Source organism: Devosia nitrariae, assembly GCF_030160115.1.
Classification (GTDB): Bacteria; Pseudomonadota; Alphaproteobacteria; order Rhizobiales; family Devosiaceae; genus Devosia; species Devosia nitrariae.
In genome coordinates, this window is the sequence record NZ_BSNS01000011.1 from 39683 (window position 1) to 61360 (window position 21678).

The 21678-nt window shown below is 65.2% G+C and carries 20 protein-coding genes; 13 read left to right on the forward strand and 7 right to left on the reverse strand.

The annotated features are described in order from the left end of the window. Positions 1 to 69: 69 nt before the first annotated feature. Entirely contained in the window at positions 70 to 891 is an 822-nt protein-coding gene (locus QQK18_RS10740; RefSeq protein WP_284340337.1) for a uracil-DNA glycosylase, read from the reverse strand. Here QQK18_RS10740 and QQK18_RS10745 point away from each other — a divergent pair. The 3 genes from QQK18_RS10745 to QQK18_RS10755 all read left to right on the forward strand — a co-directional run bounded on the left by QQK18_RS10745 (position 890) and on the right by QQK18_RS10755 (position 5532). Beyond that, positions 890 to 2701 (forward strand): electron transfer flavoprotein-ubiquinone oxidoreductase, encoded by a 1812-nt coding sequence (locus tag QQK18_RS10745; RefSeq protein WP_348523220.1) that lies wholly within the window; start codon positions 890 to 892, stop codon positions 2699 to 2701. The two genes, QQK18_RS10740 and QQK18_RS10745, sit on opposite strands and share 2 nt — an antisense overlap. A gap of 235 nt (positions 2702 to 2936) precedes the next feature. Beyond that, positions 2937 to 4649, forward strand: a complete 1713-nt coding sequence (locus tag QQK18_RS10750) for a tetratricopeptide repeat protein (RefSeq protein WP_284340338.1) — start codon at positions 2937 to 2939, stop codon at positions 4647 to 4649. A 10-nt stretch (positions 4650 to 4659) separates the two neighbouring features. Further along, positions 4660 to 5532, forward strand: a complete 873-nt coding sequence (locus QQK18_RS10755) for a 4-(cytidine 5'-diphospho)-2-C-methyl-D-erythritol kinase (protein WP_284340339.1) — start codon at positions 4660 to 4662, stop codon at positions 5530 to 5532. Between the two features lie 205 nt (positions 5533 to 5737). On the opposite strand, the gene QQK18_RS10760 is transcribed toward QQK18_RS10755, so the two are convergent. Further along, entirely contained in the window at positions 5738 to 6757 is a 1020-nt protein-coding gene (locus tag QQK18_RS10760) for a polyprenyl synthetase family protein (RefSeq protein WP_284340340.1), read from the reverse strand. Positions 6758 to 6925: 168 nt separating this feature from the next. Between QQK18_RS10760 and QQK18_RS10765 the strand changes: the two genes are divergently transcribed. From QQK18_RS10765 to QQK18_RS10785, 5 genes are all read left to right on the forward strand, one after another. Next, positions 6926 to 7630 carry a tRNA1(Val) (adenine(37)-N6)-methyltransferase gene (locus QQK18_RS10765; RefSeq protein ID WP_284340341.1) on the forward strand — a complete coding sequence of 235 codons (705 nt, stop codon included), beginning with the start codon at positions 6926 to 6928 and terminating at the stop codon, positions 7628 to 7630. 51 nt (positions 7631 to 7681) lie between these two features. Beyond that, a complete protein-coding gene (locus QQK18_RS10770; RefSeq protein ID WP_284340342.1) occupies positions 7682 to 8518 on the forward strand; it encodes a S49 family peptidase in 837 nt (278 codons plus the stop codon). Between the two features lie 7 nt (positions 8519 to 8525). Beyond that, positions 8526 to 8759, forward strand: coding sequence for a hypothetical protein (locus QQK18_RS10775; protein WP_284340343.1), 234 nt, complete (start codon positions 8526 to 8528; stop codon positions 8757 to 8759). Between the two features lie 70 nt (positions 8760 to 8829). Next, the gene (locus QQK18_RS10780) at positions 8830 to 10200 is read left to right on the forward strand and encodes an FAD-binding oxidoreductase (RefSeq protein WP_284340344.1); all 1371 of its coding nucleotides are present in this window, start codon (positions 8830 to 8832) and stop codon (positions 10198 to 10200) included. A 137-nt stretch (positions 10201 to 10337) separates the two neighbouring features. Further along, complete coding sequence (locus QQK18_RS10785) at positions 10338 to 11264, forward strand: glycine--tRNA ligase subunit alpha (protein WP_284340345.1); 927 nt, start codon at positions 10338 to 10340, stop codon at positions 11262 to 11264. Here QQK18_RS10785 and QQK18_RS10790 read toward each other — a convergent pair. Continuing rightward, a complete protein-coding gene (locus QQK18_RS10790; protein WP_284340346.1) occupies positions 11261 to 12157 on the reverse strand; it encodes a LysR family transcriptional regulator in 897 nt (298 codons plus the stop codon). The two genes, QQK18_RS10785 and QQK18_RS10790, sit on opposite strands and share 4 nt — an antisense overlap. 99 nt (positions 12158 to 12256) lie before the next feature. On the opposite strand from QQK18_RS10790, the gene QQK18_RS10795 reads away from it, so the two are divergent. The 5 genes from QQK18_RS10795 to QQK18_RS10815 all read left to right on the forward strand — a co-directional run bounded on the left by QQK18_RS10795 (position 12257) and on the right by QQK18_RS10815 (position 19103). After that, positions 12257 to 13330 (forward strand): aldo/keto reductase, encoded by a 1074-nt coding sequence (locus tag QQK18_RS10795; RefSeq protein ID WP_284340347.1) that lies wholly within the window; start codon positions 12257 to 12259, stop codon positions 13328 to 13330. Between the two features lie 168 nt (positions 13331 to 13498). Next, positions 13499 to 14056, forward strand: coding sequence for a LemA family protein (locus tag QQK18_RS10800; protein ID WP_284340348.1), 558 nt, complete (start codon positions 13499 to 13501; stop codon positions 14054 to 14056). 9 nt (positions 14057 to 14065) lie between these two features. Beyond that, entirely contained in the window at positions 14066 to 15961 is a 1896-nt protein-coding gene (locus tag QQK18_RS10805; RefSeq protein WP_284340349.1) for a DUF2207 domain-containing protein, read from the forward strand. 65 nt (positions 15962 to 16026) lie between these two features. Then, positions 16027 to 18051: a glycine--tRNA ligase subunit beta gene (gene glyS / locus QQK18_RS10810; RefSeq protein WP_284340350.1), complete on the forward strand. Its 2025-nt coding sequence runs from the start codon at positions 16027 to 16029 to the stop codon at positions 18049 to 18051. A 59-nt stretch (positions 18052 to 18110) separates the two neighbouring features. Then, on the forward strand, positions 18111 to 19103 hold the full coding sequence (locus QQK18_RS10815) for a DUF808 domain-containing protein (protein ID WP_284340351.1): 993 nt from the start codon (positions 18111 to 18113) through the stop codon (positions 19101 to 19103). Here QQK18_RS10815 and rnhA read toward each other — a convergent pair. Genes rnhA through ispH form a run of 4 tightly spaced genes read right to left on the reverse strand, consistent with a single transcriptional unit; the run spans position 19063 to position 21575 of the window. Further along, positions 19063 to 19533: a ribonuclease HI gene (gene rnhA, locus QQK18_RS10820; RefSeq protein ID WP_284340352.1), complete on the reverse strand. Its 471-nt coding sequence runs from the start codon at positions 19531 to 19533 to the stop codon at positions 19063 to 19065. The genes QQK18_RS10815 and rnhA overlap by 41 nt on opposite strands. Further along, positions 19526 to 20053, reverse strand: a complete 528-nt coding sequence (locus tag QQK18_RS10825; RefSeq protein WP_284340353.1) for a GNAT family N-acetyltransferase — start codon at positions 20051 to 20053, stop codon at positions 19526 to 19528. The genes rnhA and QQK18_RS10825 overlap by 8 nt, the downstream gene beginning before the upstream one ends. Next, a complete protein-coding gene (locus tag QQK18_RS10830; protein WP_284340354.1) occupies positions 20050 to 20607 on the reverse strand; it encodes a GNAT family N-acetyltransferase in 558 nt (185 codons plus the stop codon). Before QQK18_RS10830 ends, QQK18_RS10825 begins: the two co-directional genes overlap by 4 nt. Further along, positions 20604 to 21575, reverse strand: a complete 972-nt coding sequence (ispH, locus tag QQK18_RS10835) for a 4-hydroxy-3-methylbut-2-enyl diphosphate reductase (RefSeq protein ID WP_284340355.1) — start codon at positions 21573 to 21575, stop codon at positions 20604 to 20606. Before ispH ends, QQK18_RS10830 begins: the two co-directional genes overlap by 4 nt. Between the last annotated feature and the right edge of the window lie 103 nt (positions 21576 to 21678).

Consider the following 21678-nt stretch of genomic DNA (forward strand, 5'->3'; position numbering starts at 1 on the left):
ACCTTTGGACGACCAGAGTTCACTTTAGGGCCAGAAACGGTCGCCAATATATGAACCGCGGCGCCCCACCTAACCACCACCCCCACCAACCTCGATCCCCATCTCCTCAACCCTCGCCTGCAGCGACAGCAAATCCCGCCATGCCTGCTGCTTGGCCGAGGGGGTACGCAGCAGATATGCGGGATGGAGCGTTGCCAGCCCCATCGCCTTGTGGCCGCCAAGCGTCACATCCCCCCATTTGCCGCGCATCTTGAGGATGCCGACATCGGTGCCGAACACCGTTTTAGTCGCCGGACCGCCGAGCGAAACGATGACCTTGGGTGCCACCAGCTCCACCTGCCGATTGAGGAACGGCAGGCAAAGCGCCATTTCCTCCGGGCTCGGATTGCGATTGCCCGGTGGGCGCCAGGGCACCGTGTTGGCGATGTAGACCTTCGTACGGTCGAGGCCGATGGCGGCGAGCATCCGGTCGAGCAACTGCCCGGAGCGGCCGACGAACGGACGGCCGATCCGATCTTCATCGGCCCCCGGCGCCTCGCCGATCAGCATGATCTCGGCCTCCGGGTTGCCATCGGCAAAGACCAGTTGCGTTGCCCGGAACTTGAGCCCGCATCCATCATAGCCATGGAGGATCTGGCGCAGCTCGTCGAGCGTCTGGGCACCAGCCGCCAGGGCCCGCGCCTCCGAGGGATCGGCGCTGAGCGAGGCCTCGATCGCCGGCGGCCGCGGCTGCGGGGCAGGGGCCTGCGCCCGCTCGCCCGCCATTGCCGCCTGCTGCTGGGCGAACCGGTCGACCGGTTCCTCCCCCACGGGCGTATCGACGCCCGCCGCCCGATACCAGTCGAGCACGGAGATCAATTCGTCCCGATTGTGGGGTTGGTTCTCAGCCATGGCGGTGTTTCTAGCATGCAAGGCTCTCGCCGTCAGCTTCGACCCGCGCCGCGCTGCGAACCACCTCGACATCGCCGCACTCGATCTGCTTGAAGCCTTGCCATCCGCCCCGTCATGGTCCACACGCTTCGTCATCGACACCACGGAAAACCGATCCATGGCCGAGGCAGGAAACCGCGAAACCCTATCGACCGATGTCGTCATCGTCGGCGCCGGCCCGGCCGGCCTTGCCGCTGCGATCCGCTTGAAGCAGCGCCACCCGGAGATCGCCGTCACTGTGGTCGAGAAATCGGCCGAGATCGGCGGTCACATCGTTTCGGGTGCGGTCATGGACCCGTGCGGTCTCGATGCGCTCATTCCGGACTGGCGCCTCAAGGGCGCCCCTGCCGGGCCCGATGTCGTCGAGGATCGCCTCCATTTCCTGACCGAAGGCGGCGATTTCCTGTTTCCCGGCTTCATGGTCCCGCCGCAGATGAAGACCCGGAACGGCGTCGTCATCAGCCTCGGCGACCTCTGCCGGTGGCTCGGCGAGCAGGCGGCAGAGCACGGCGTCGACATCTTCCCCATGACCGCAGCCGTCGACGTCTTGACCGGCCCCGACGGCGAGGTCAGGGGCATCATCACCGGCGATCTCGGCCTTGATCGCGAGGGTAATCCCAAGCCCGGCCACGCTGCCGGCATCGCGCTGGAGGCCAAATACACGCTTATCGCCGAAGGCGCCCGCGGCTCGCTCGCCAAGAGCCTCATCTCCCGCTTCGGCCTGACCCAAGGCCGCAGCCCACAGAAATACGGTCTTGGCCTCAAGGAGGTCTGGGAGATCCCGGCCGAGCGGCACCAGCCCGGCCGCGTCGAGCATTATCTCGGCTTCCCGCTCGATACCCGCACCTCGGGTGGCGGCTTCCTCTACCACGCCGACGACCGCAAGATTTATGTCGGCCTCGTCGTCTATCTCGACTATGCCGATCCGACGCTCTCCCCGTTCGACGAGTTCCAGCGGTTCAAGACCCACAAATCGATCGCGCCCCTGCTCGAAGAGGGCACGCGCCTCTCCTATGGCGCACGCGCCTTCACTGCCGGCGGCTGGCAGTCGATCCCAGAACTGTCCTTCCCCGGCGGCGCCCTCATCGGCTGCTCGGCCGGCTTCATGAATGCCCCGCGCATCAAGGCCATCCATAACGCCATTCTCTCCGGCATCGGCGCTGCCGATGCGGTGGGCGAAGCAATTGTCGCCGGCCGCGCCAACGATCGCCTCGAAGCGCTCGAACACAAGGTGCTCGAAACGGGTATCGAGGCCGAGCTGAAGCCCGTACGCAACGTCAAGCCTCTGTGGTCGCGCTACGGGACTGTGTTCGGTGCGTTTCTCGGTGGCGTCGATATGTGGTCGCAGGCCATCTTCGGCCGCTCACCATTCGGCACGCTCGCGCATCTCAAACGCGATTTCGAGACGCTGCAGCCGATCTCGGCCGTGGTCCCCCGCCATTACCCGCGCCCGGACGGACGCCTGACCTTCGATCGCGCCTCCTCGGTGTTCCTGGCCAACCTCTCCCACGACGAGGACCAGCCGGTGCACCTGCGCCTTGCCGACCCTTCAATTCCCGTCGAGCGCAACCTGCCTGTCTATGGCGAGCCGGCCCCGCTCTATTGCCCGGCCGGCGTCTACGAGGTGGGCGAGGAGGCCGGCGCAGCTGTCTTCCGCATCCACGCGGCCAACTGCGTCCACTGCAAGACCTGCGACATCAAGGACCCCGCCCAGAACATCACCTGGGTGCCTCCGGAAGGCGGCAGCGGTCCCAACTACAGCGGGCTTTAGAGCAGGATACCAAGGTGGTCGCGACGACCGAGGAACCTAGACCGCGCCAATTGACTTAATCAAATTGCAGCGGCTCTAGCCCGACCTCAGCCAGGAGTGATCACGCCGCACTTGCAGCAGAGCCGCAAAATCGACAATCTTTGGCGTGTGTCTGCTTCGCGCCGGCCGATTGGCAGTGCCCCAACCGATCGCACCCGCAGGCCGCGCCGCTGATGCAAAAGGAGACCGAAACCTCGTGACCACTATCATCCGCCGACTCGCGCGTCCGCTGCTCCTGACGCTGGCATTGGGAGCCGCAGCGTTGCCGGTTGCGGCGCAGAACGATGCACGGGATTTCCTCTCCCTCGTCGAGCGCAGCCCGAGCGGCAGCTATCTCGCTGGCCAGCAGGCCATGGCCGACCTGCGCACCGACGAGGCGGCGCGGCATTTCACGCGCGCGGCCGAGGCCGACTGGGACAATCCCGTGCTCGTCGAGCGCGCCTTCATCGGCATGGCGATCGACGGTCAGATCGGTCGCGCCGCCTCCATTGCCAAGCATCTCTTGACCCTCGACCCCAAGCACGAGCTGGCCGAGCTCGTCATCGCTACTGAAGCGCTGAAGGAACGTCGCTACCCGGCTTCGGCGGCAATCCTGGCAAAGCTGGGGGAGGGGACCTTTACTGCCATCACCGGCACGGTGCTGCGGGCCTGGGCGCTTATCGGCGAGAACAAGACTGGCGAGGCCGACGCGCTGCTCGATCGGCTGGGCAGCGACGGGCTTGACGATTTCCTCGTCTTCCATCGCGCCCTGATGGCCGAGGCCTCGGGTGACACCGAGACTGCCATCGATCTTGCCGGCAAGGCCTATGATGCCGAACCGCTGGTGGCCCGCATCGTCGAGGTCTATGCGCGCATCCTTGCCAATGACGGGCGATTTGCCGAGGCCAAGGATGTGCTCGATGCTTATTCCGCCCAGGGTCTTGCCCATCCGGTCGTCGCGCTTGTTGCCGACGCGGTCGATTCGGGCAAGCGCCCCGGCATTTTCACCTCGAACGTCCAGGTCGGCGCCGCCGAAATGTATCACGGTATCGGCGTCGCGCTCGCACGCGACGGCAGCCGTGACCTCGCCCTTGTCTTCCTGCGCCTCGGTCTTTACCTCGACCCCTCGGCCGACGTCATCTCCCTTGCCCTCGGCCAGCTTTTCGATGGGGCCGGCCAGTACGAGGCGGCCAATGACGTCTACGACGCTATCCCTGCGCGCTCGGCAATGAAGCCGACTGCGGTCGTGCGCGTCGCCCAGAACCTTGATGCGATGGGCGACCGGCCCGAGGCGATCCGGCGCCTGTCCAACATCGTCGCCACGCGTCCCGACGATCTCGACGCCGTCTCGGTCCTCGGCGACACCCTGCGCTATGACGAGCAGTACGAGAAGGCAATCGAGGCCTACAGCAAGGCTATCGAGCTTACCGGTGGCAGCCGCCCCGCCGACTGGCGCTTCTATTACGTGCGCGGTATCGCCTATGAACGCTCCAAGCAATGGGAGGCGGCCGAGGCCGATTTCCTCAAGGCACTGGAGCTCAATCCGGATCAGCCGCAGGTCCTCAACTATCTCGGCTATTCCTGGGTGGACAAGGGCATGAACCTGAAGCCCGCCCTCGAGATGATCGAAAAGGCGGTCGATGCCCAGCCACAGGATGGGTACATCGTCGACAGCCTCGGCTGGGCGTTCTACCGCCTCGGCCGCCTCGATGAGGCGGTCGACGTGCTCGAGGATGCCGTGCAGCTGCGCCCCAACGATCCCGAGATCAACGACCATCTGGGCGATGCCTATTGGAAGGCAGGCCGCGTCCAGGAAGCCCGCTTCCAGTGGAAGATCGCCATCGACGTCGACGAGGACGGCAACGTTACCGAGCGCGCCACGCGCAAGCTTGCCGAGGGCCTGACCGAAGCCAACGCCACCGACGAATGATCCGGCTCGCATGATCGAGCCATTCGTCCAGCAGGCGCCTGCCAAGGTCAACCTGGCACTGCATGTCGTCGGCCGCCGGGCCGACGGCTACCATGAGCTCGACAGCCTCATGGTCTTTGCCGATATCGGCGACGAACTGACCGCCGTGCCCGCGCTCGCCGACCGCCTCGCCATCACCGGTCCCTTCGGCAGGAGTCTTGGCGGCGACAACAATCTCGTCTCCCGCGCCGTTGCTGCCTTTCGCGCCCGATGGCCGGGACATGTGCCCTTCGGCCTCGACATGACGCTTGCCAAGAACCTGCCGGTTGCCGCCGGCCTCGGCGGCGGTTCTGCCGACGCGGCAGCCGCCATCCGTCTGATGGCGGGGCTCGGTGAGGGCGATATCCCTGCCGCCGACCTCGTCGCGCTCGCCGCAGGCCTTGGCGCGGACGTTCCCGCCTGCCTCGTTTCGGTTCCTCTCGTCGCCCGCGGTATCGGCGAGATCATGCGTCCGCTGAAGGCCTTTCCGGCTTGCCACGTCGTCCTGGTCAACCCGCTGGTGCCCGTCGTCACTGCCGAAGTGTTCCGCCGGCTCGAGAGCCGCGAGAACCCGCCCATGCCTGCTATTGCCGAGCCCATGACCCGACCGGCCCAGCTCGGCATCTGGCTCACCGAGACACGCAACGACCTGGAGCCGGCGGCCACCGTCCTCGTTCCTCAGATCGGAGACCTCATCGACCGCCTCGGCCAGGCGTCTGGCTGCATGCTCGCGCGCATGTCCGGTTCCGGCGCCACCGTCTTCGGCCTCTTCGGCTCCAGCGCCCAGGCCCACCAGGCCGCCCACGAGCTGCGCGAGGCTTTCCCCGACCATTGGGTCGCGGCAGCGCCACTGATCAGTCCCTAGGGCGGAAAAGACCGCGCCGACGCGTTGGCTAGCCCACCGCTGCCGCCATCACCACCGGGTCATTCCCGCGGAAAGCGGGAACCTCCGTTTCCTTTGCCGGCACCACAAACAGAGATCCCGTTTGCGCGAGGATGACTCTGTGGGTGGGACTGGGAACGTTGCTAACCGCGCCTGGATCTCCAGTTCCGAGTCAATCGGAACGGCTCTAGTACGCCCGGCCGACGCTGAATTCCACGACGTCCGCGAGGATCGTCTTCATCTCGCTATCGGGCAGCGGGCCGAGCGCTGCCACCGCCGCTTGCGCATGCGTTTGCGCTTTCTGCGTGGTGCGCGAGAGCGCCTCATAGCGGGTGAGGATGGTCACGACTTGGCCGACATCGAATGCGCTGGCGTCGGTCTTGCCCAAAGCGTTGGTGATCGTGGCTTTCTCGGCCTCGGTTCCTTCCGCCAGCGCCAGGATGATCGGCAGCGTCATCTTGCCTTCGCGCAGGTCGTCGCCGATGTTCTTGCCCAGCGTACCGCTCTGTCCGCCATAGTCGAGCACGTCGTCGACGAGCTGGAAAGCGTTGCCGAGCTCGAGGCCATAAAGGCTCAGCGCCTTGCGACCGGCCTCGTCGGCCCCGCCGGCCATCGCGCCCACCTCGCAGGCCGCCTGGAACAGCACCGCTGTCTTGGCGCGGATGACTTCGGCATAATCATCCGGAGTCGTCGTTAGGTCCCCGGTCTTGGCAAGCTGGAACACCTCGCCTTCCGCCATGGTCGCCGAAGCGGCCGAAAGCACGGCGAGCGCGGCAACATCGCCGGTTTCGACCATCATCATGAAGGCCTGGCCCAGAAGGAAATCGCCGACGAGGATCGAGGCTTTGTTGCCCCAGACCATGCGGGCCGCGGGCTTGCCGCGCCGCATGTCGCTGTCGTCCACGACGTCGTCATGAAGGAGAGTCGCATTGTGCATGAATTCAACGGCAGCCGCGAAGTTGATGGCGCTGCCCGTCCCCTTGCCGAAGAGCGCGGCTGCCGCGACCGTCAGCATGGGCCGGAGCCGCTTGCCGCCGCTTTCGATGAGGTACTTGGCAAGCTCGGGTACCATTTCGACATGCGAATCGGCCCGCTCGAGGATCATCGCATTGACCCGGGCCATGTCGTCGTGCGTCGCCGACAAAAGCCGCTCGATGGCGTTCTCGCGCTTGTCCTGCCTCGTCTGCGTCAGTACAGAGACCGCCATTCCATCCCCATTATTGCCACGCGGCAATTCCGGTTGAGCCCTACCGGCCCGCATCCTAAAACTAACGCAGAAAACCGCCGAGGGGTGCGTGTGTCCCTAGACCAGCCTGACACGTTTGTAAAATCCCAAACGCTGACGCGCGACGCGTTTCTGGGCGGCCGCCTCACTGTGTCGCAGCCCCGCAACGGCTTTCGCGCCGGCCTCGACAGCGTGTTGCTCGGCGCGGCTGTGTGCCCAGCGGCCGAAAGCCTGCTCGATCTTGGCGCCGGTGTCGGCACCGCCAGCCTCGTCGCGCTCGCGCATGAGCGCGGGCTCGGCGCCGTTCTCGTCGATCGCGATGCCGGAATGCTGGCACTCGCCATGGCCAATGCCGAGACCAACGGCGTCGGCGATCAGGTCCGCACCGTCGCTCTCGACGTCACCGCAGCAGGCGCCGAGCGGCAGTCCGCCGGTCTCAAGCCTGACAGCTTTTCCGCCGTCATCGCCAATCCGCCCTTCTTCGATGCCGCCGCCGGCACGCGCGCTGGAGAACCGGCCCGCGCCCGAGCCCGCCATATGGCGGCCGGCGATCTCGATCTCTGGGTACGCGCCGCCGCCGCCGCGGCCGCGCCCGGCGGCGAGATCATCTTCGTCTATCCCGCCGCGGGCCTCGCTCCGCTCCTTGCAGCCTTCAGTCAGCGTTTCGGTGCCGTCACCATCCTGCCGCTCTCGCCGCGCTCGAGCGAGCCGGCGAGCCGCGTCCTCTTGCGCGGCACCAAGGGTTCGCGCGCGCCGATGACGCTGCTTGCAACGCGCGCCCTGCATATCGCCGGCCGCGATTTCACCCCCGAGTTCGAGGCGATCTTTCGTGGGCAAGCCCGCCTCGACTGGTAATCGGGCGCGTCTGCCCCTAAATCTGCGGGCAAACCGCAAGAGAGGCAGTCCATGACCACCCTTCCGGCCCGCTCCGGCAACTGGTTGACCCGGCTCGTAAGGCGCCGGGGGCCGGTGATCCCAGTCGTGCGCCTCCATGGCGTCCTCGCCGCCGATCAACGCCCCGGCCGCCTCAACATCGCCAGTGTCGAGCCGCTCCTCAAGCGGGCCTTCTCGATCAGGTCGGCGCCGGCCGTGGCCATCGTCGTCAATTCCCCCGGCGGCTCGCCCGTCCAGTCCCGCCTCATTGCCAAGCGCATCCGCGATCTGGCTGACGAGCACAAGAAGCCCGTGCTGGTCTTCGTCGAGGATGCGGCCGCTTCCGGCGGCTATTTCATCGCAACGGCCGGTGACGAGATCATCGCCGATCCCTCCTCGGTCGTCGGCTCCATCGGCGTGATCGTTGCGACCTTCGGGTTCGTCGAGGCCATCGGCAAGCTTGGAATCGAGCGCCGCCTCTATACGGCCGGCAGGAACAAATCGACCCTCGACCCGTTCCTGCCCGCGCGGGAAGACGACGTCGCCCGCATCAAGACGTTCGAGGAGGACATCCACAAGGTCTTCATTGACCATGTGAAGGCCCGCCGCGGGCAAAAGCTCAAGGCCGGTGACGACGAGCTCTTCACCGGCGAATGGTGGACGGGCCTCCGCAGCCTTGAGCTCGGCCTGGTCGACGCCCTTGGCGATCTGCACGAGACGCTTGCCACCCGTTTCGGCAAGGAGGTCGAGCTCAAGGTCATCGCGCCCAAGCGCGGTCTCTTCCAGCTTCCGCGCTTCGGCTTTTCGCTGGCCGCCGATGCGGCCGCCGCAATCGAAGATCGCGCCCTCTGGTCGCGGTACGGGCTGTGAGGGCATGATGTCCGGCTATATCCTGCGCATCCTCGTCATCGCACTCATCGGCGGCATCATCTTCTTCGGCCTGCGCAAGATCTGGCGGGACTGGACGCGCCAGTTCAGGCGGCTCGATGAGGAAGACAATGCCCGCCGCCGGGCCCGCGACCTCGCCGAGCGTAGCAAGCCCGGCGTCATTGAATTGACGCGCGACAAGGATGGAACGTACCGGCCGTCCTCGTCGGAGGATAAGACATGAGTACCCAGGGATTGACACGGGGATCAATTCGTTTTAGTTAAGTAATCGCTTAAGTGAGGAGGACTTCATCATGCACGACCGTCTCGCCTTGCCGATCGATGTCCTGCGCAGCGCCCTCTCTTGTCGGGTGGTGACGCCGTCGGATAGCGACTACAACAGGATGCGTACCGTCATGATGGGCGGCATCGACCGCCGCCCATCAGCTATCGTCTGCCCTCTCACCGTCGAGGATATTGCCCATACGATAGCCTTTGCGCGACAGCACGGGGCCGAGCTTGCTGTGCGCAGCGGCGGCCACAGCAGCGCAGGGCACTCGGTGACCGATGGCGGCATCGTCATCGACCTGCGTGAATTGAAGGCGCTGGATGTCGACGTAGCGGGCCGTACGGCTTGGGCGCAGGCAGGGCTTACCGCCGGCGAGGTCACCGAAGCGCTTGCCGAGCACGGTCTCGCCGTCGGCTTCGGCGATACGGGAACCGTGGGCATCGGCGGCATTACGCTCGGCGGTGGCGTCGGATTCCTCGTACGCAAGTTCGGATTGACCATCGACTCCCTGCTGGCGGCCGAGATCGTCACCGCCGACGGCCGGGTAATCGAGGCGGATGCGACAAACCACCCCGATCTCTTCTGGGCACTGCGTGGAGGTGGCGGCAATTTCGGCGTCGTCACCCGCTTCAAGTTTCAGCTGCGCGAACTGCCGAGCTTTTATGGCGGCATGCTTATCCTGCCGGCGACCCCCGAAGTCGTTGCCGGTTTCATGGCGGAGGCTGAGGCCGCGCCCGAAGAGTTCTCGGCGATTGCCAATGTCATGCCGGCGCCGCCTATGCCGTTCCTCCCCGCCGAATTGCACGGCAAGATGATTGTCATGGGTTTGGTGGCCTATGCCGGAGACGTGGCGAAGGGCAAGGAGGTCGTCGACCGCTTCCGCGCCCTGGCCGAACCATTGGCCGATATGGTCAAACCCATGTCCTATGGCGGCATGTTCGGACCCGAGGATCCGGACTATCGCCCAACCGCCGTCTCCCGCATCATGTATCTCGACGGCTTCGGCAAGCAGCAGGCGCAGACGGCCCTCGATGCGCTGGCAGCTTCGGACGCGCCGCTGCGCGTCGTGCAGTTGCGGGTGCTTGGCGGCGCCGTCGCCCGAGTGAGCCCCGATGCGACGGCCTATGTGCACCGCACCCAGAAAATCATGGCGGCGGTTGCGTCCTTCTATGTCGGCCCCGACGATAAGCCGCGGCGCGAGGCGTGGGTGAAGGACCTTTCGGCGGCGCTTGGGCCGGTACCCGGCGCCTATGTCAACTTCCTCGGCGATGAGGGAGAGGAGAGGGTTCGCGCCGCCTATCCGGGTGCCACGTGGGATCGCCTTGCCAAGGTCAAGGCACAATACGATCCGGACAACGTCTTCCGCCTGAACCAGAATATTCCTCCCGCCACCTGACGAGCGTCCCCTTTGCGCTGTCCCCACCATGAGGGCGGGGTTGGCGCGAGGGCGGCGACGGCGCCTCGCAACAAGCAATTGACCGCTTCGGGTCCCGCCACTAGGTTCGCGCCGAACTTACTCACCGGACCTGCCCGATGACCGACGCCAAGCCCCATATGGACCCGAAGAATTCCTTCCAGGGTCTCATCCTGACGCTGCAGAACTTCTGGGCGGATCAGGGTTGCGTCATCCTGCAGCCCTACGACATGCAGATGGGCGCGGGCACGTTCCACACCGCGACCACTCTGCGCGCCCTTGGGCCGCGTCCGTGGAAGGCCGCCTATGTGCAGCCCTCGCGCCGCCCGACCGACGGGCGCTACGGCGAAAACCCCAACCGGCTGCAGCACTATTACCAGTTCCAGGTGATCCTGAAGCCCTCGCCCGACGACATCCAGGACCTTTACCTCAAGTCGCTGGCCGCCATTGGCCTCGATGCCTCGCTTCACGACATCCGCTTCGTCGAGGACGACTGGGAGAGCCCGACGCTCGGCGCCTGGGGGCTCGGCTGGGAGTGCTGGTGCGACGGCATGGAAGTTTCCCAGTTCACCTATTTCCAGCAGGTCGCGGGCTTCGAGTGCAGCCCCGTGCCCGGCGAGATCACCTATGGGCTCGAACGCCTGGCCATGTATGTGCAGGGCGTCGAGAACGTCTACGACTTGAACTTCAACGGCCGCGAGGGCGCCGACAAGGTCACCTATGGCGACGTCTTCCTGCAGAACGAGCAGGAATCCTCGAAATACAATTTCGAGGCCGCCGACACCGACATGCTCTTCCGCCACTTCGCCGACGCCGAAACCGAGTGTCGCGCCATACTCAAGAAAGGGCAGGCCGACGCCAACCGGCAGACCATGGCCATCCCCGCCTACGAGCAGGTGGTCAAGGCCTCCCATACCTTCAATATGCTCGATGCCCGCGGTGTCATTTCGGTGACCGAGCGGCAAAGCTATATCCTCAGGATCCGCGAGCTCGCCAAGGCTTGCGGCCAGGCATGGTTGCAGACGGTCGGGGGTGGAGCGGTCTAGCGCACCCTCTCGTGCAGGAAATCGACGAACGCGCGTAGCGCTGGCGACATCTGTCGGCGGCTGGGATAGTAGAGATAAAAGCCCGGGAATGGCGGCGTCCACTCCTTGATGAGATGGACGAGCCCGCCTTCGGCAATCAAAGGCTCGGCTGCGTAGTCGAAGAGGTAGCCGATCCCGGCCCCGTCTAGGATCGCCGGGACGGCCATTTCCGGCTCGTTGCAGATCAGCGGTCCATCGACGGCCACCTCCAGCTTTTCGTCACCGCGCTCGAACTCCCAGCGGTAGAGGCTGAAATCCGTCGGCCAGCGGAAGTTGACGCAGCGGTGGGCCTTGAGGTCTTGCGGAGTCTGTGGCGTGCCGTGGCGCTCGAGATAGCTGGGTGCCGCCACCACCATCATTTCGAGCTCGCCGCTGAGGCGGGTCGCCACCATGTCCATGTCGAGCTTCTCGCCGAGCCGGATGCCGGCATCGAACCGCCCCTCAACCACATCGATCAGCGTGTCCTCGACCACCACATCGAGCGTGATCTCGGGATAGGCATTGAGGAACGGCCCGACCAGCGGCCCGAGATAGTGGATCGCGGCGATGCGCGTGGCGTTGATCCGCAGGAGCCCCGCGGGCGTGCCCCGCAGCGCGCGCACCTCCTCGACCGCCGTCTCGAGGTCTACGAGGGCCGGCAACAGCCGATCGAGCAGCTTTACCCCTGCTGCGCTCGGCGCGACGCTGCGTGTCGTGCGGTTGAGCAGGCGTATGTCGAGCCGCTCCTCGAGCTTGCGGATCGTCTGGCTGAGGGCCGAGGCCGACATGTTGAGGTGGGCCGCAGCTCGCCCGAAGCTGCCATGCTCCACCACCGCCACGAAGGCCCGCAGTTCCGCATAGTCACTGCCACGCATTATACACCCGAAACTGAATAACCCTTGCGGACAATAGCTCATTATCCAAAGAGTGCGAAAGCGCCATCTTCCCGGCATCTCAGCAACGGGAGATGACTTATGTCCAACACCCTTTCCCTCAAGTCCTATCGCCTTCTCGGCCGCTCGGGCCTGCGCGTGTCGCCGATCGCGCTGGGCGCCATGACCTTCGGCACCGATTGGGGCTGGGGGTCCGATGAGGCTGAATCGCGCCGCATCTTCGATGCCTATCTCGATCGGGGCGGCAACTTCGTCGATACCGCCAATCAATACACCAACGGCACATCCGAGCGGTTCGTGGGCGCTTTCGCCAAGGGCCGCCGCGACCGTCTGGCCATCGCCACCAAATATACCCTCACGTCCGACCCCACCGACCCCAATGCCGGCGGCAACCACCGCAAGAGCATGGTTCGCTCGGTTGAGGCGAGCCTTGCGCGGTTGCAGACAGACTATATCGACCTGCTTTACCTTCACGCCTGGGACTTCACCACGCACGTCGAAGAAATCCTGCGTGCCCTCGACGATCTGGTGCGTGCCGGCAAGGTGGTCTACGTCGCTATCTCCGATGCGCCCGCCTGGCAGGTCTCGCGCATGCAGGCGATCGCGGACCTGCGCGGTTGGTCCCCGCTCGTGGCGCTCCAGATCGAATACAGCCTGATTGAGCGCAGCGTCGAACGCGACCTCATCCCCATGGCGCGTGAAATGGGTCTCGGCGTCATTCCCTGGTCGCCACTCGGCAGCGGTGTGCTCACCGGCAAGTACACGCGGGCCGACCTCGACATCGGCAGCGGGGCGGCGAGCGCCGCCGGCACCCGCAAGAACATCGCCGCCGGCAACGGCTCGCTCACCGAACGCGGACTCGCTATCGCCGATGTTGTCAAATCCGTCGCCGCCGAAACCGGCAAGACGCCCTCACAGGTCGCCATCGCCTGGACGCTCCTCAACGCTGCCGTTACCGCCCCGATCATCGGTGCGCGGACAATGGCGCACCTCGAGGACAATCTCGGCGCCCTCGACGTGGTGCTCTCCGACGACCAGCGCGCGAGGCTCGAGCAGGCGAGCGCCGTCGATCCGGGCTTCCCCCACGAGTTCCTCGCCCGGCCATTGACCCGCTCGGTCATGTTCGGTGAGACGCCGGTCCCGCAGCGGGCGTAACGGCACGCCCGTCAGATGTCATCCTCGCGCTTGAAGCGAGGATGAGGAGAACCGCCGTCCGACACTGTCGGACGGCGGTTCGGCATCTTCGATCCCGTTGAATGCCAAGCATTTCAATGCCACTGTCCCCGCAGGCGCCGGCTTGGTGCCGTTCGGAGGAATGCCTGCATGGAATGGATCGTACTTGCCCTCGTCGTCGCGGCTGTCGCCTATGCCATCAAGATCTACAACGATCTCGTCCGCAACCGGCAGATGGTGGAAGAAGGCTGGTCGGGCATCGACGTCCAGTTGAAGCGACGGGCCGACCTCATTCCCAACCTGATGGAAACGGTCAAGGGGTACATGTCGCATGAGCGCGAGACGCTCGAGTCAGTCACCAACGCCCGTGCCGCCGTTCAGGGCGCGCAGAACGCATCGCCTGAGCAGCGCGCGCAGGCCGAGGGCATGCTCTCGGCCGCGCTCGGGCGCCTCTTTGCCGTCGCCGAGGCCTATCCGGACCTCAAGGCCAATACCACCTTCCTCGAGTTCCAGGACGCCCTGCAGACCGTCGAGGACGAGATCCAGATGTCGCGCCGCTACTACAACGGCGCCGTCAGGAACCTCAACGTCGCCGTCGAGTCTTTCCCGTCCAACATCGTCGCTGGCCTCTTCAAGTTCCTCAAAGCCGAATATTTCGAGCTCGAGAACGAGGCGGACCGCGCCGTCCCCGACGTCAAGTTCACCTGACGAGTGGCGATGCTGGTCCGTCTCCTCGTTGCGATCTTCGCCCTTTGCGCGTTCTGCCTGCCGGCCGCCGCGCGCGAGGAAATCCGCGCCTTCAGCGCCGATGTGACCCTTGCCGTTGATGGCGCGGTGGACGTGCTCGAAACCATCGATGTCAACGCCGAGGGCCTCGAGATCCGCCGCGGCATCTATCGCGACATTCCCGTCGTCATGCTCGACGACGAGGGCAACCGCGTTCGCCCGAGCCTCGACGTCCTGAGCGTCACCCGCAACGGGGCACCCGAACCCTTTCGCACCGAGCGCATGGGGGATTTCATCCGCATCTGGATCGGTGATCCCGATGTCTTCCTGCGGCCAGGCGTCCACCGCTACGCCGTCAACTACACCATGACCCGCATGGGCCGGTTCTTTGCCGATTATGACGAGCTCTACTGGAACGCCACCGGCAACTACTGGAACTTTCCGATCCTTTCAGCCGTCGCCACCGTGCGCTTGCCCAAGGGCGCGGTCATCAGCAATGTTGCCGCCTATACCGGCCCCGTGGGATCAACGGAATCCGCCGCCACCATCACGCGCGTGGCCGACAACGTCGCTGTCATTCGCGCCGACCGCCGTCTGCAGCCGGGCGAGGGTCTGACTGTTGCCGTAGCGTTTGACAAGGGCATCCTCGTCGAGCCGTCCACTACGGAGGGTCTCCTTTACTGGTTTCTCGACCGGCAGGACGTCATCGTGCCAGCGATCGCCGCCCTCGTGGTGCTCACCTACTTTTCGCTTGTCTGGTCCTCGGCCGGCCGCGATCCGCCGAGGGGCGTGGTCATTCCGCTCTTCCATCCGCCCAGAACCTTCTCGCCGGCCCTCGTCCACTACATCCACCATTGGGGTTGGGCCAAGAGCGGCTGGACGGCCTTCACCGCCGCCGCATTCAGCCTCGGCGTCAAGGGCCTCCTCGTCATCGACAACGCCGCAAAAAAGCTGAAACTCACCGTCACCGGCAAGAAGCCCGATCACGATCTGCCACCTGGCGAAGAGGTGCTTTTCGGCTATCTCACCCGCGAGGGCAGCGTCACGGTGGGTAAGGATACCGGCGCCACTCTCGTCGCCAAGCGCGGCGAGTTCGTCAAAGCGATCGAGATCGAGAACCGCGAAGCCTGGTTCCGCAACAATGTCGGCTACACGATCCTCGGCATCCTCCTGTCGCTCGCTGTCCTCGCCGGGCTCGTTTATCTCGGCTATCTGCAGCCCTTCTGGCTGATCCTCGCCGTCATCGCCGGTATCTTCGTCGGCCTTGGTACCGTCGGTCTCCAGGGCTTGTGGAGCGGCTCCAGGATCCGTCTGGTCTTCCTCACCATCTGGGCAGTCGTCATGGCCGCTAATCTTGCCGGTGGCATCGGCGCCCTCGCGACCAACCTGGTCGTTTCGACCGCAGTCCTGGCCGCCGTCACCATCGTCGGCCTCTGTGTCACCTTCGCCATCCTCATGCGCGCCCCGACCCTACAGGGCCGCAAGGTGATGGACGAGATCGAAGGCTTGAAGCTCTATCTCGAGACCGCCGAAAAGGAACGCCTCAACATGTCGGGCGAGCCGCCGATGACCGTCGAGCGCTTCGAGCGGCTGCTGCCCTATGCCATCGCTCTCGGCGTCGAAAAGCCGTGGTCCGAACATTTCGAGGCCGAGCTCGCCCGCAATGCCGTCGCCGACGCGTCAGGTTCTTCCTATTCCCCCGGCTGGTATCACGGCCGCGGCAGCAGCTTCACGCCCGGCAAGATCGCCGGGGCGGTGGCCGGCGCCGCCACCGGCATGAGCGCCGCCATGGTTGCTGCCCAGCCGGTCTCCTCGTCGTCCTCGGGCAGCGGCGGTGGCGGGTTCTCTGGCGGCGGAGGCGGTGGCGGCGGGGGAGGGGGTTGGTGACCCCGATAGACAATGTCTCCCGCCCTTGCTAGGCAGGCCACCACTCCAACGCCCGGTGTCCGACCATGCCCGAACTGCTGCTCGAACTCTTCTCCGAGGAAATCCCCGCTCGCTTCCAGCGCCGCGCCGCCGAGGACCTGAAGAAAGCCGTCACCGGCGCGCTGGTCGAATCCGGTCTGCTCTACGAAGGCGCGCGCGCCTATGCCACGCCGCGGCGCCTCGCGCTGACCGTCACCGGCATTCCTGCCCGCTCGCCCGACACGCATGAGGAGCGTAAGGGCCCCAAGGTCGGCGCGCCGCAGCAGGCGATCGACGGGTTCCTGCGCGCCGCAGGCCTCAAGTCGGTCGACGAGGCCAGGGTGGTCGCCGATCCAAAGAAAGGCGATTTCTACGCCGCCCACATCGACAAGCCTGGCGCCGATGCGGAAAGCCTGCTCTCGGTCATCTTGGCCAAGGTCGTTGCCGATTTCTCCTGGGCCAAATCCATGCGATGGGGTGCGGGCGCGATGAACTGGGTGCGGCCTTTGCGCGCCATCACCGCCACGTTCGGTCCCGAAAACGAGGAGCCCGTCGTGATCCCCTTTGCCGCGGACGGCCTCGCCGCCGGACAGACGACCTACGGCCACCGTTTTCTCTCTCCCGAACCCATCCGCGTCAGGCGCTTCGATGATTACGTGACGGCGCTCGAGCGCGCCAACGTCGTCCTCGATCTCGATCGTCGCAAGGACATCATCCGGACCGACGCCGACCACCTCGCCTTCGCGCAAGGATTGAAGGTTATCGAGGACGAAGGGCTTCTCGAGGAAGTTGCCGGGCTCGTCGAGTGGCCGGTCGTCATGATGGGCGCCTTCGATCCCAAATTCCTCGAACTGCCCGAGGAAGTCATCATCGCCACCATCCGCGCCAATCAGAAATGCTTTTGCCTCCGCGACGGGTCGGGCAAGCTCGCGCCTAATTTCATTATCACCGCCAACACCGTCGCCGCCGACGGAGGGGTGACAATCATCGCTGGCAATGAGCGGGTCATCCGTGCGCGCCTGTCGGATGCCATGTTCTTCTACAATCACGACCTGGCCGTGCCCCTCGAGGATGGCCTGCCGAAATTGCGGGAGATGGTTTTCCACGCCAAGATAGGCACTCAGTTCGAGCGCGTCGAGCGGCTGGTGAAACTTTCCGGCGAGATCGCTCCGCTGGTCGGCGCCGATGTCGAGGAGGCCAAGCTCGCCGCGAGCCTTGCCAAGGCTGATCTCGTCACCGGCATGGTCGGCGAGTTCCCCGAACTGCAGGGTCTCATGGGGCGTTACTATGCTCTGGCCCAAGGCAAGTCCGGCGCCGTCGCCAACGCTATCCGCGACCACTACAAGCCCTTGGGACCCACCGATTACGTCCCCTCAGAACCCGTCGCCATTGCCGTCGCGCTGGCCGACAAGCTCGACCTGCTCACCGGCTTCTGGGCCATCGACGAAAAACCGACCGGTTCGCGCGATCCCTTCGCTCTGCGCCGCGCAGCCCTTGGCGTCATCCGCATCGTTACGGAAAACCGGCTGCGCTTTCCGCTCCAGGTCGAAAGGGATCTCCTCGCCTTTTTCCATGACCGCCTCAAGGTTTCCCTGCGCGATGCCGGTGCGCGTCACGATCTCGTCGATGCCGTCATCTCGGAAGACAGCAACGATATCCTCGAGATCACTCGCCGCGTCGAAGCGCTCTCGGGCCTGCTCGAAACCGACGATGGCGCTAACCTCTTGGCCGGCTACCGCCGCGCGGTCAACATCGTCGTCGCCGAGGAGAAGAAGGATGGCAGGACCTATGCGGGTGCTGTCGAGACGGCGTCGCTGAAGCAGGTCGAGGAAGTCGTCCTTGCCGAATCCGCCGAGGTCGCGGCTCGCACCGTCTCCGACAACCTCGCCCAGGACGATTATGCGGCGGCCGTTGCGGCACTGTCGGCGCTGCGCACGCCCGTCGACAACTTCTTCGACAAGGTGCTTGTGAACGATCCCGATGAAGCGGTCCGCACCAACCGCCTCAACCTTCTCGCTCGGTTGCGCGATACCATGCACATGGTGGCCGATTTCGCGAAGATCGCGGGCTGACGCTCGGAGCCGACTGAATTCTCCTGCGTTGCCCTGCAGGAACGGCTTGGAGGAATCTGGTGAGCGTCGGACTTCTGGCTCTGCTCGATGACGTCGCCGCCATCGCCAAGGTCGCGGCGGCGTCTCTCGACGATATCGCCGGGCAGGCGGCCCGTGCGGGCGTCAAGGCGGCGGGCGCGGTCATAGACGATGCCGCCGTCACGCCCCGCTATGTCCACGGATTTTCCGCCGATCGCGAACTGCCCATCGTCGGCAAGATCGCATTGGGCTCGGTGCGCAACAAGCTCATCATCCTGCTGCCCGCCGCTTTGCTGCTCAGTGCGTTTCTGCCCTGGCTCATCACGCCTCTGTTGATGATCGGCGGCGCCTACCTCTGCTACGAGGGCGCCGAGAAGGCCTTCGCAGCCGTTTTTCCCCATGAGGCAGCTGGCCACGAAACGCGTGTCGAGCCTGCCGCCGCCAATGCGGACCTTCTTGAGGAAGCGAAGGTCGCCGGCGCCATAAAGACCGATTTCATTCTCTCGGCCGAGATCATGACCATCGCCCTCGCCGCCCTGCCGGCCGAGAACGTCATCATGCAGGGCACAATCCTTGCGATTGTCGGCATCGGCATCACCGCACTCGTCTATGGCGGGGTGGCCCTTATCGTGAAGGCGGACGATTTTGGCCTCGTCCTCGCCGCCAAGGGCCGCACCCATACCGGCCGCGCCATCGGACGGGGGCTCGTTGGCGGTATGCCGGCCTTCATGCACATGCTGGGGATTGTCGGTACCGCCGCAATGATCTGGGTCGGCGGCGGCATCCTCGTCCATGGCCTCGCCACTTTCGGCTTCTCGGCCGCGGAACATGCCGTCGAAGCAGTTGCCGAAGCTGCTGCCGAAGCGGTGCCGGGCGCGGCCGGCGCCGTTCATTGGACGGTGGTCGCGGCCATTTCAGGCGTATCCGGGTTGGTCGTTGGAGCGCTGCTCATCCCTGTCGCCGAGCATCTGGTCGCGCCGCTCGTCAAGCTTTTCAGGTCGAAAGGGAAGCTCCCGTCCTCCCGTTCCTCTTGAACGGCGCCATGCCCTCGTTGGCCAGCTCGTCCGCCCGCTCGTTGAGATCATGACCGGCATGGCCCTTTACCCAATGCCAGGAAACCTGGTGCCGCTTCATCGCCTCGTCGAGCGCCTGCCACAGCTCGACGTTCTTGACCGGCTTCTTGTCCGCCGTCCTCCACCCGTTGCGCTTCCAGCCATGGATCCAACTGGTCACGCCGTTCCGTAGATATTGGCTGTCGGTGTGGATTTCGACCGTGCACGGACGCTTCAGCGCTTTGAGCGCCTCGATGGCCGAGGTCAGCTCCATCTTGTTGTTGGTAGTGTGCGCCTCGCCGCCCTTCAATTCCTTTACGTGGCCGCCGTATTCGAGCACTGCGCCCCAGCCCCCAGGGCCGGGATTGCCCGAACAGGCCCCGTCAGTGTGGATGATGACGGTATCAGTCATTGGCCGGACGCCGCAGGATGTGGAACTGGGCTGCGAGGCCGCCGGGCTCGTATTCGACATAGGTGGGTTCCATGCCGATCTTGCGGAGGACGGCGAGCGAAGGCGCGTTGCGGGTGTCGGCGAGACCGATGAAGTGTTCCCCCTTGCCGGACCGGAAGAACCAGTCGCGCAGGCCTGCCGCTGCTTCGCTCGCGTAGCCCTTGCCGTGAAAATCCTCGAACAGGGCGAAGCCGATCTCGGGGTCGCCGGTGGGGGCGTAAATGCCGAAACCGGCACGGCCGATAAAGGTGCCGTCGTCTTTGCGGGTCAGCCGCAGCTTGCCCAACTGGCGGGCAGCGAACAGGTCGATCCATCCCGCCAGAGCCGCAGCCGCCTGTTCTCGCGTCCACGGGGCGCCGCTCGACGTAAGGTAGCGCGATATATTCGGATTGCCATGCAGCCGTACGAGGTCGTCGAGTTGCTCCATGCGCCAGCCCGAGAGAACCAGCCGTTCCGTCTCGAAGAGATCCAGTTCGCTCACCGCACTGCCTCACGCGAACTGTAGGTACGGCCGGAATCCTGCGAAACGGGCCTCGACTTGAGATAGAACTGGTGCGGCATCTCGGCGACGGTCGCGGTGTGGGTCGGCGTCATGCCGATCTTCTCGAGCACCCGCCGTGAGGCGAGGTTGTCGACATGGGCAAAGCCGATGAATGCGTCCTCCGGCCGGTTGGCGAAGAACCAATCATTCAGGCCCTGCGCGATCTCGCTGGCATAGCCTTGCCCCCAATGCGCCGAGGCGAGCGAATAGCCGATTTCTGGTCCGCCTTCAAAAGGCGAAAAGCCGGCGCGACCGATGAAGGCGCCGTCGGCCTTGCGGATCATACGGAACTTGCCGAGCCCGGCCTCGGCACACTCCTTCTGCCAGCCGGCAATCCGTTCCTCGGCTTTCGCCCGATCGTAAACGCGCCCGTCAGCGTCGAGGTAACGCGCAACGAGCGGATCTGCATGCATGGTAAAGAGCTCGTCGACCGAGCCATCGATCCAGAGGGTCAACCGCAGCCGCTCCGTTTCGAGCTCGTCGAGCGCAGTCATCGCCCCGCCTGCGCCTCGAGGTCGCGCAGGACCCGGGGGATGTTGAAGGCGATGTTCTCTTCAGCGGTTGTACGCGTTTCGACCGTGACGTCGTACCGCTCGGCGAAGGCGTCGATCACTTCCTCGACGAGGCTTTCCGGCGCCGATGCCCCGGCACTGACGCCAAGCGAAGAGATGTTGCCGTAGCGCGACCAGTCGATATCGCTCGCCCGGTCGACGAGCGTGGCCGTCCGGCAGCCCGCGCGCAGCGCCACTTCCACCAGCCGCTGCGAGTTCGAGGAATGCGGCGAGCCGACGACGATCATCGCGTCGACCTTGGGCGCCACCGCCTTGATCGCTTCCTGCCGGTTGGTCGTGGCGTAGCAGATGTCTTCCTTGTGCGGGCTGGCGATACCCGGAAAACGCGCCCGCAAGGCATCGACGATACCACGGGTGTCGTCGACCGAAAGCGTCGTCTGCGTCACGAACGCCAGATTGTCCGGATCCTTGGGCGTGAAGGCCTGTGCATCCTCGATCGTCTCCAACAGCGTCACTGCGCCCGGCGGCAACTGTCCCATCGTTCCCACCACCTCCGGGTGGCCCGCATGGCCGACCAGCACGATCTCGTGCCCCTGCTCGTGGTGGCGCTGGGCCTCCACGTGCACTTTGGAGACCAAGGGACAGGTGGCATCGAGAAAGAACATGTTGCGGCTTTTTGCCTCGGCCGGCACGCTCCTCGGCACACCGTGGGCCGAGAACACCACCGGTGCCTCGGTCTCGGGGATCTCGTCGAGCTCCTCGACGAACACGGCCCCTTTCTGCTTGAGGCCTTCGACCACGTATTTGTTGTGGACGATTGCGTGGCGCACATAGACCGGCGCGCCGTATCTCTTCAGCGCCAGCTCGACGATCTGGATGGCCCTGTCGACGCCCGCACAAAAGCCGCGCGGGGCGCACAGGAGTATGTCAAGCTGCGGCCTCTTTTCCATATCAGGTGAGATGCTTGCTCGCAGCGGCCAAGTCAACCCCGAGCAAGCCAACCCCGAGCGGGGCGTGTTGCGGGCGCAGGATGTCGCGGGCAATATGCTCAAG

Bases quoted from the DNA above. Each gene is read 5' to 3' on its own strand.
- QQK18_RS10745 (WP_348523220.1), top strand. From the start codon at position 890: ATGGCGGTGTTTCTAGCATGCAAGGCTCTCGCCGTCAGCTTCGACCCG.
- QQK18_RS10740 (WP_284340337.1), bottom strand. From the start codon at position 891: ATGGCTGAGAACCAACCCCACAATCGGGACGAATTGATCTCCGTGCTC.
- QQK18_RS10755 (WP_284340339.1), top strand. From the start codon at position 4,660: ATGATCGAGCCATTCGTCCAGCAGGCGCCTGCCAAGGTCAACCTGGCA.
- QQK18_RS10760 (WP_284340340.1), bottom strand. From the start codon at position 6,757: ATGGCGGTCTCTGTACTGACGCAGACGAGGCAGGACAAGCGCGAGAAC.
- QQK18_RS10770 (WP_284340342.1), top strand. From the start codon at position 7,682: ATGACCACCCTTCCGGCCCGCTCCGGCAACTGGTTGACCCGGCTCGTA.
- QQK18_RS10775 (WP_284340343.1), top strand. From the start codon at position 8,526: ATGTCCGGCTATATCCTGCGCATCCTCGTCATCGCACTCATCGGCGGC.
- QQK18_RS10780 (WP_284340344.1), top strand. From the start codon at position 8,830: ATGCACGACCGTCTCGCCTTGCCGATCGATGTCCTGCGCAGCGCCCTC.
- QQK18_RS10785 (WP_284340345.1), top strand. From the start codon at position 10,338: ATGACCGACGCCAAGCCCCATATGGACCCGAAGAATTCCTTCCAGGGT.
- QQK18_RS10790 (WP_284340346.1), bottom strand. From the start codon at position 12,157: ATGCGTGGCAGTGACTATGCGGAACTGCGGGCCTTCGTGGCGGTGGTG.
- QQK18_RS10795 (WP_284340347.1), top strand. From the start codon at position 12,257: ATGTCCAACACCCTTTCCCTCAAGTCCTATCGCCTTCTCGGCCGCTCG.
- QQK18_RS10800 (WP_284340348.1), top strand. From the start codon at position 13,499: ATGGAATGGATCGTACTTGCCCTCGTCGTCGCGGCTGTCGCCTATGCC.
- QQK18_RS10805 (WP_284340349.1), top strand. From the start codon at position 14,066: ATGCTGGTCCGTCTCCTCGTTGCGATCTTCGCCCTTTGCGCGTTCTGC.
- glyS (WP_284340350.1), top strand. From the start codon at position 16,027: ATGCCCGAACTGCTGCTCGAACTCTTCTCCGAGGAAATCCCCGCTCGC.
- rnhA (WP_284340352.1), bottom strand. From the start codon at position 19,533: ATGACTGATACCGTCATCATCCACACTGACGGGGCCTGTTCGGGCAAT.
- QQK18_RS10830 (WP_284340354.1), bottom strand. From the start codon at position 20,607: ATGACTGCGCTCGACGAGCTCGAAACGGAGCGGCTGCGGTTGACCCTC.
- ispH (WP_284340355.1), bottom strand. From the start codon at position 21,575: ATGGAAAAGAGGCCGCAGCTTGACATACTCCTGTGCGCCCCGCGCGGC.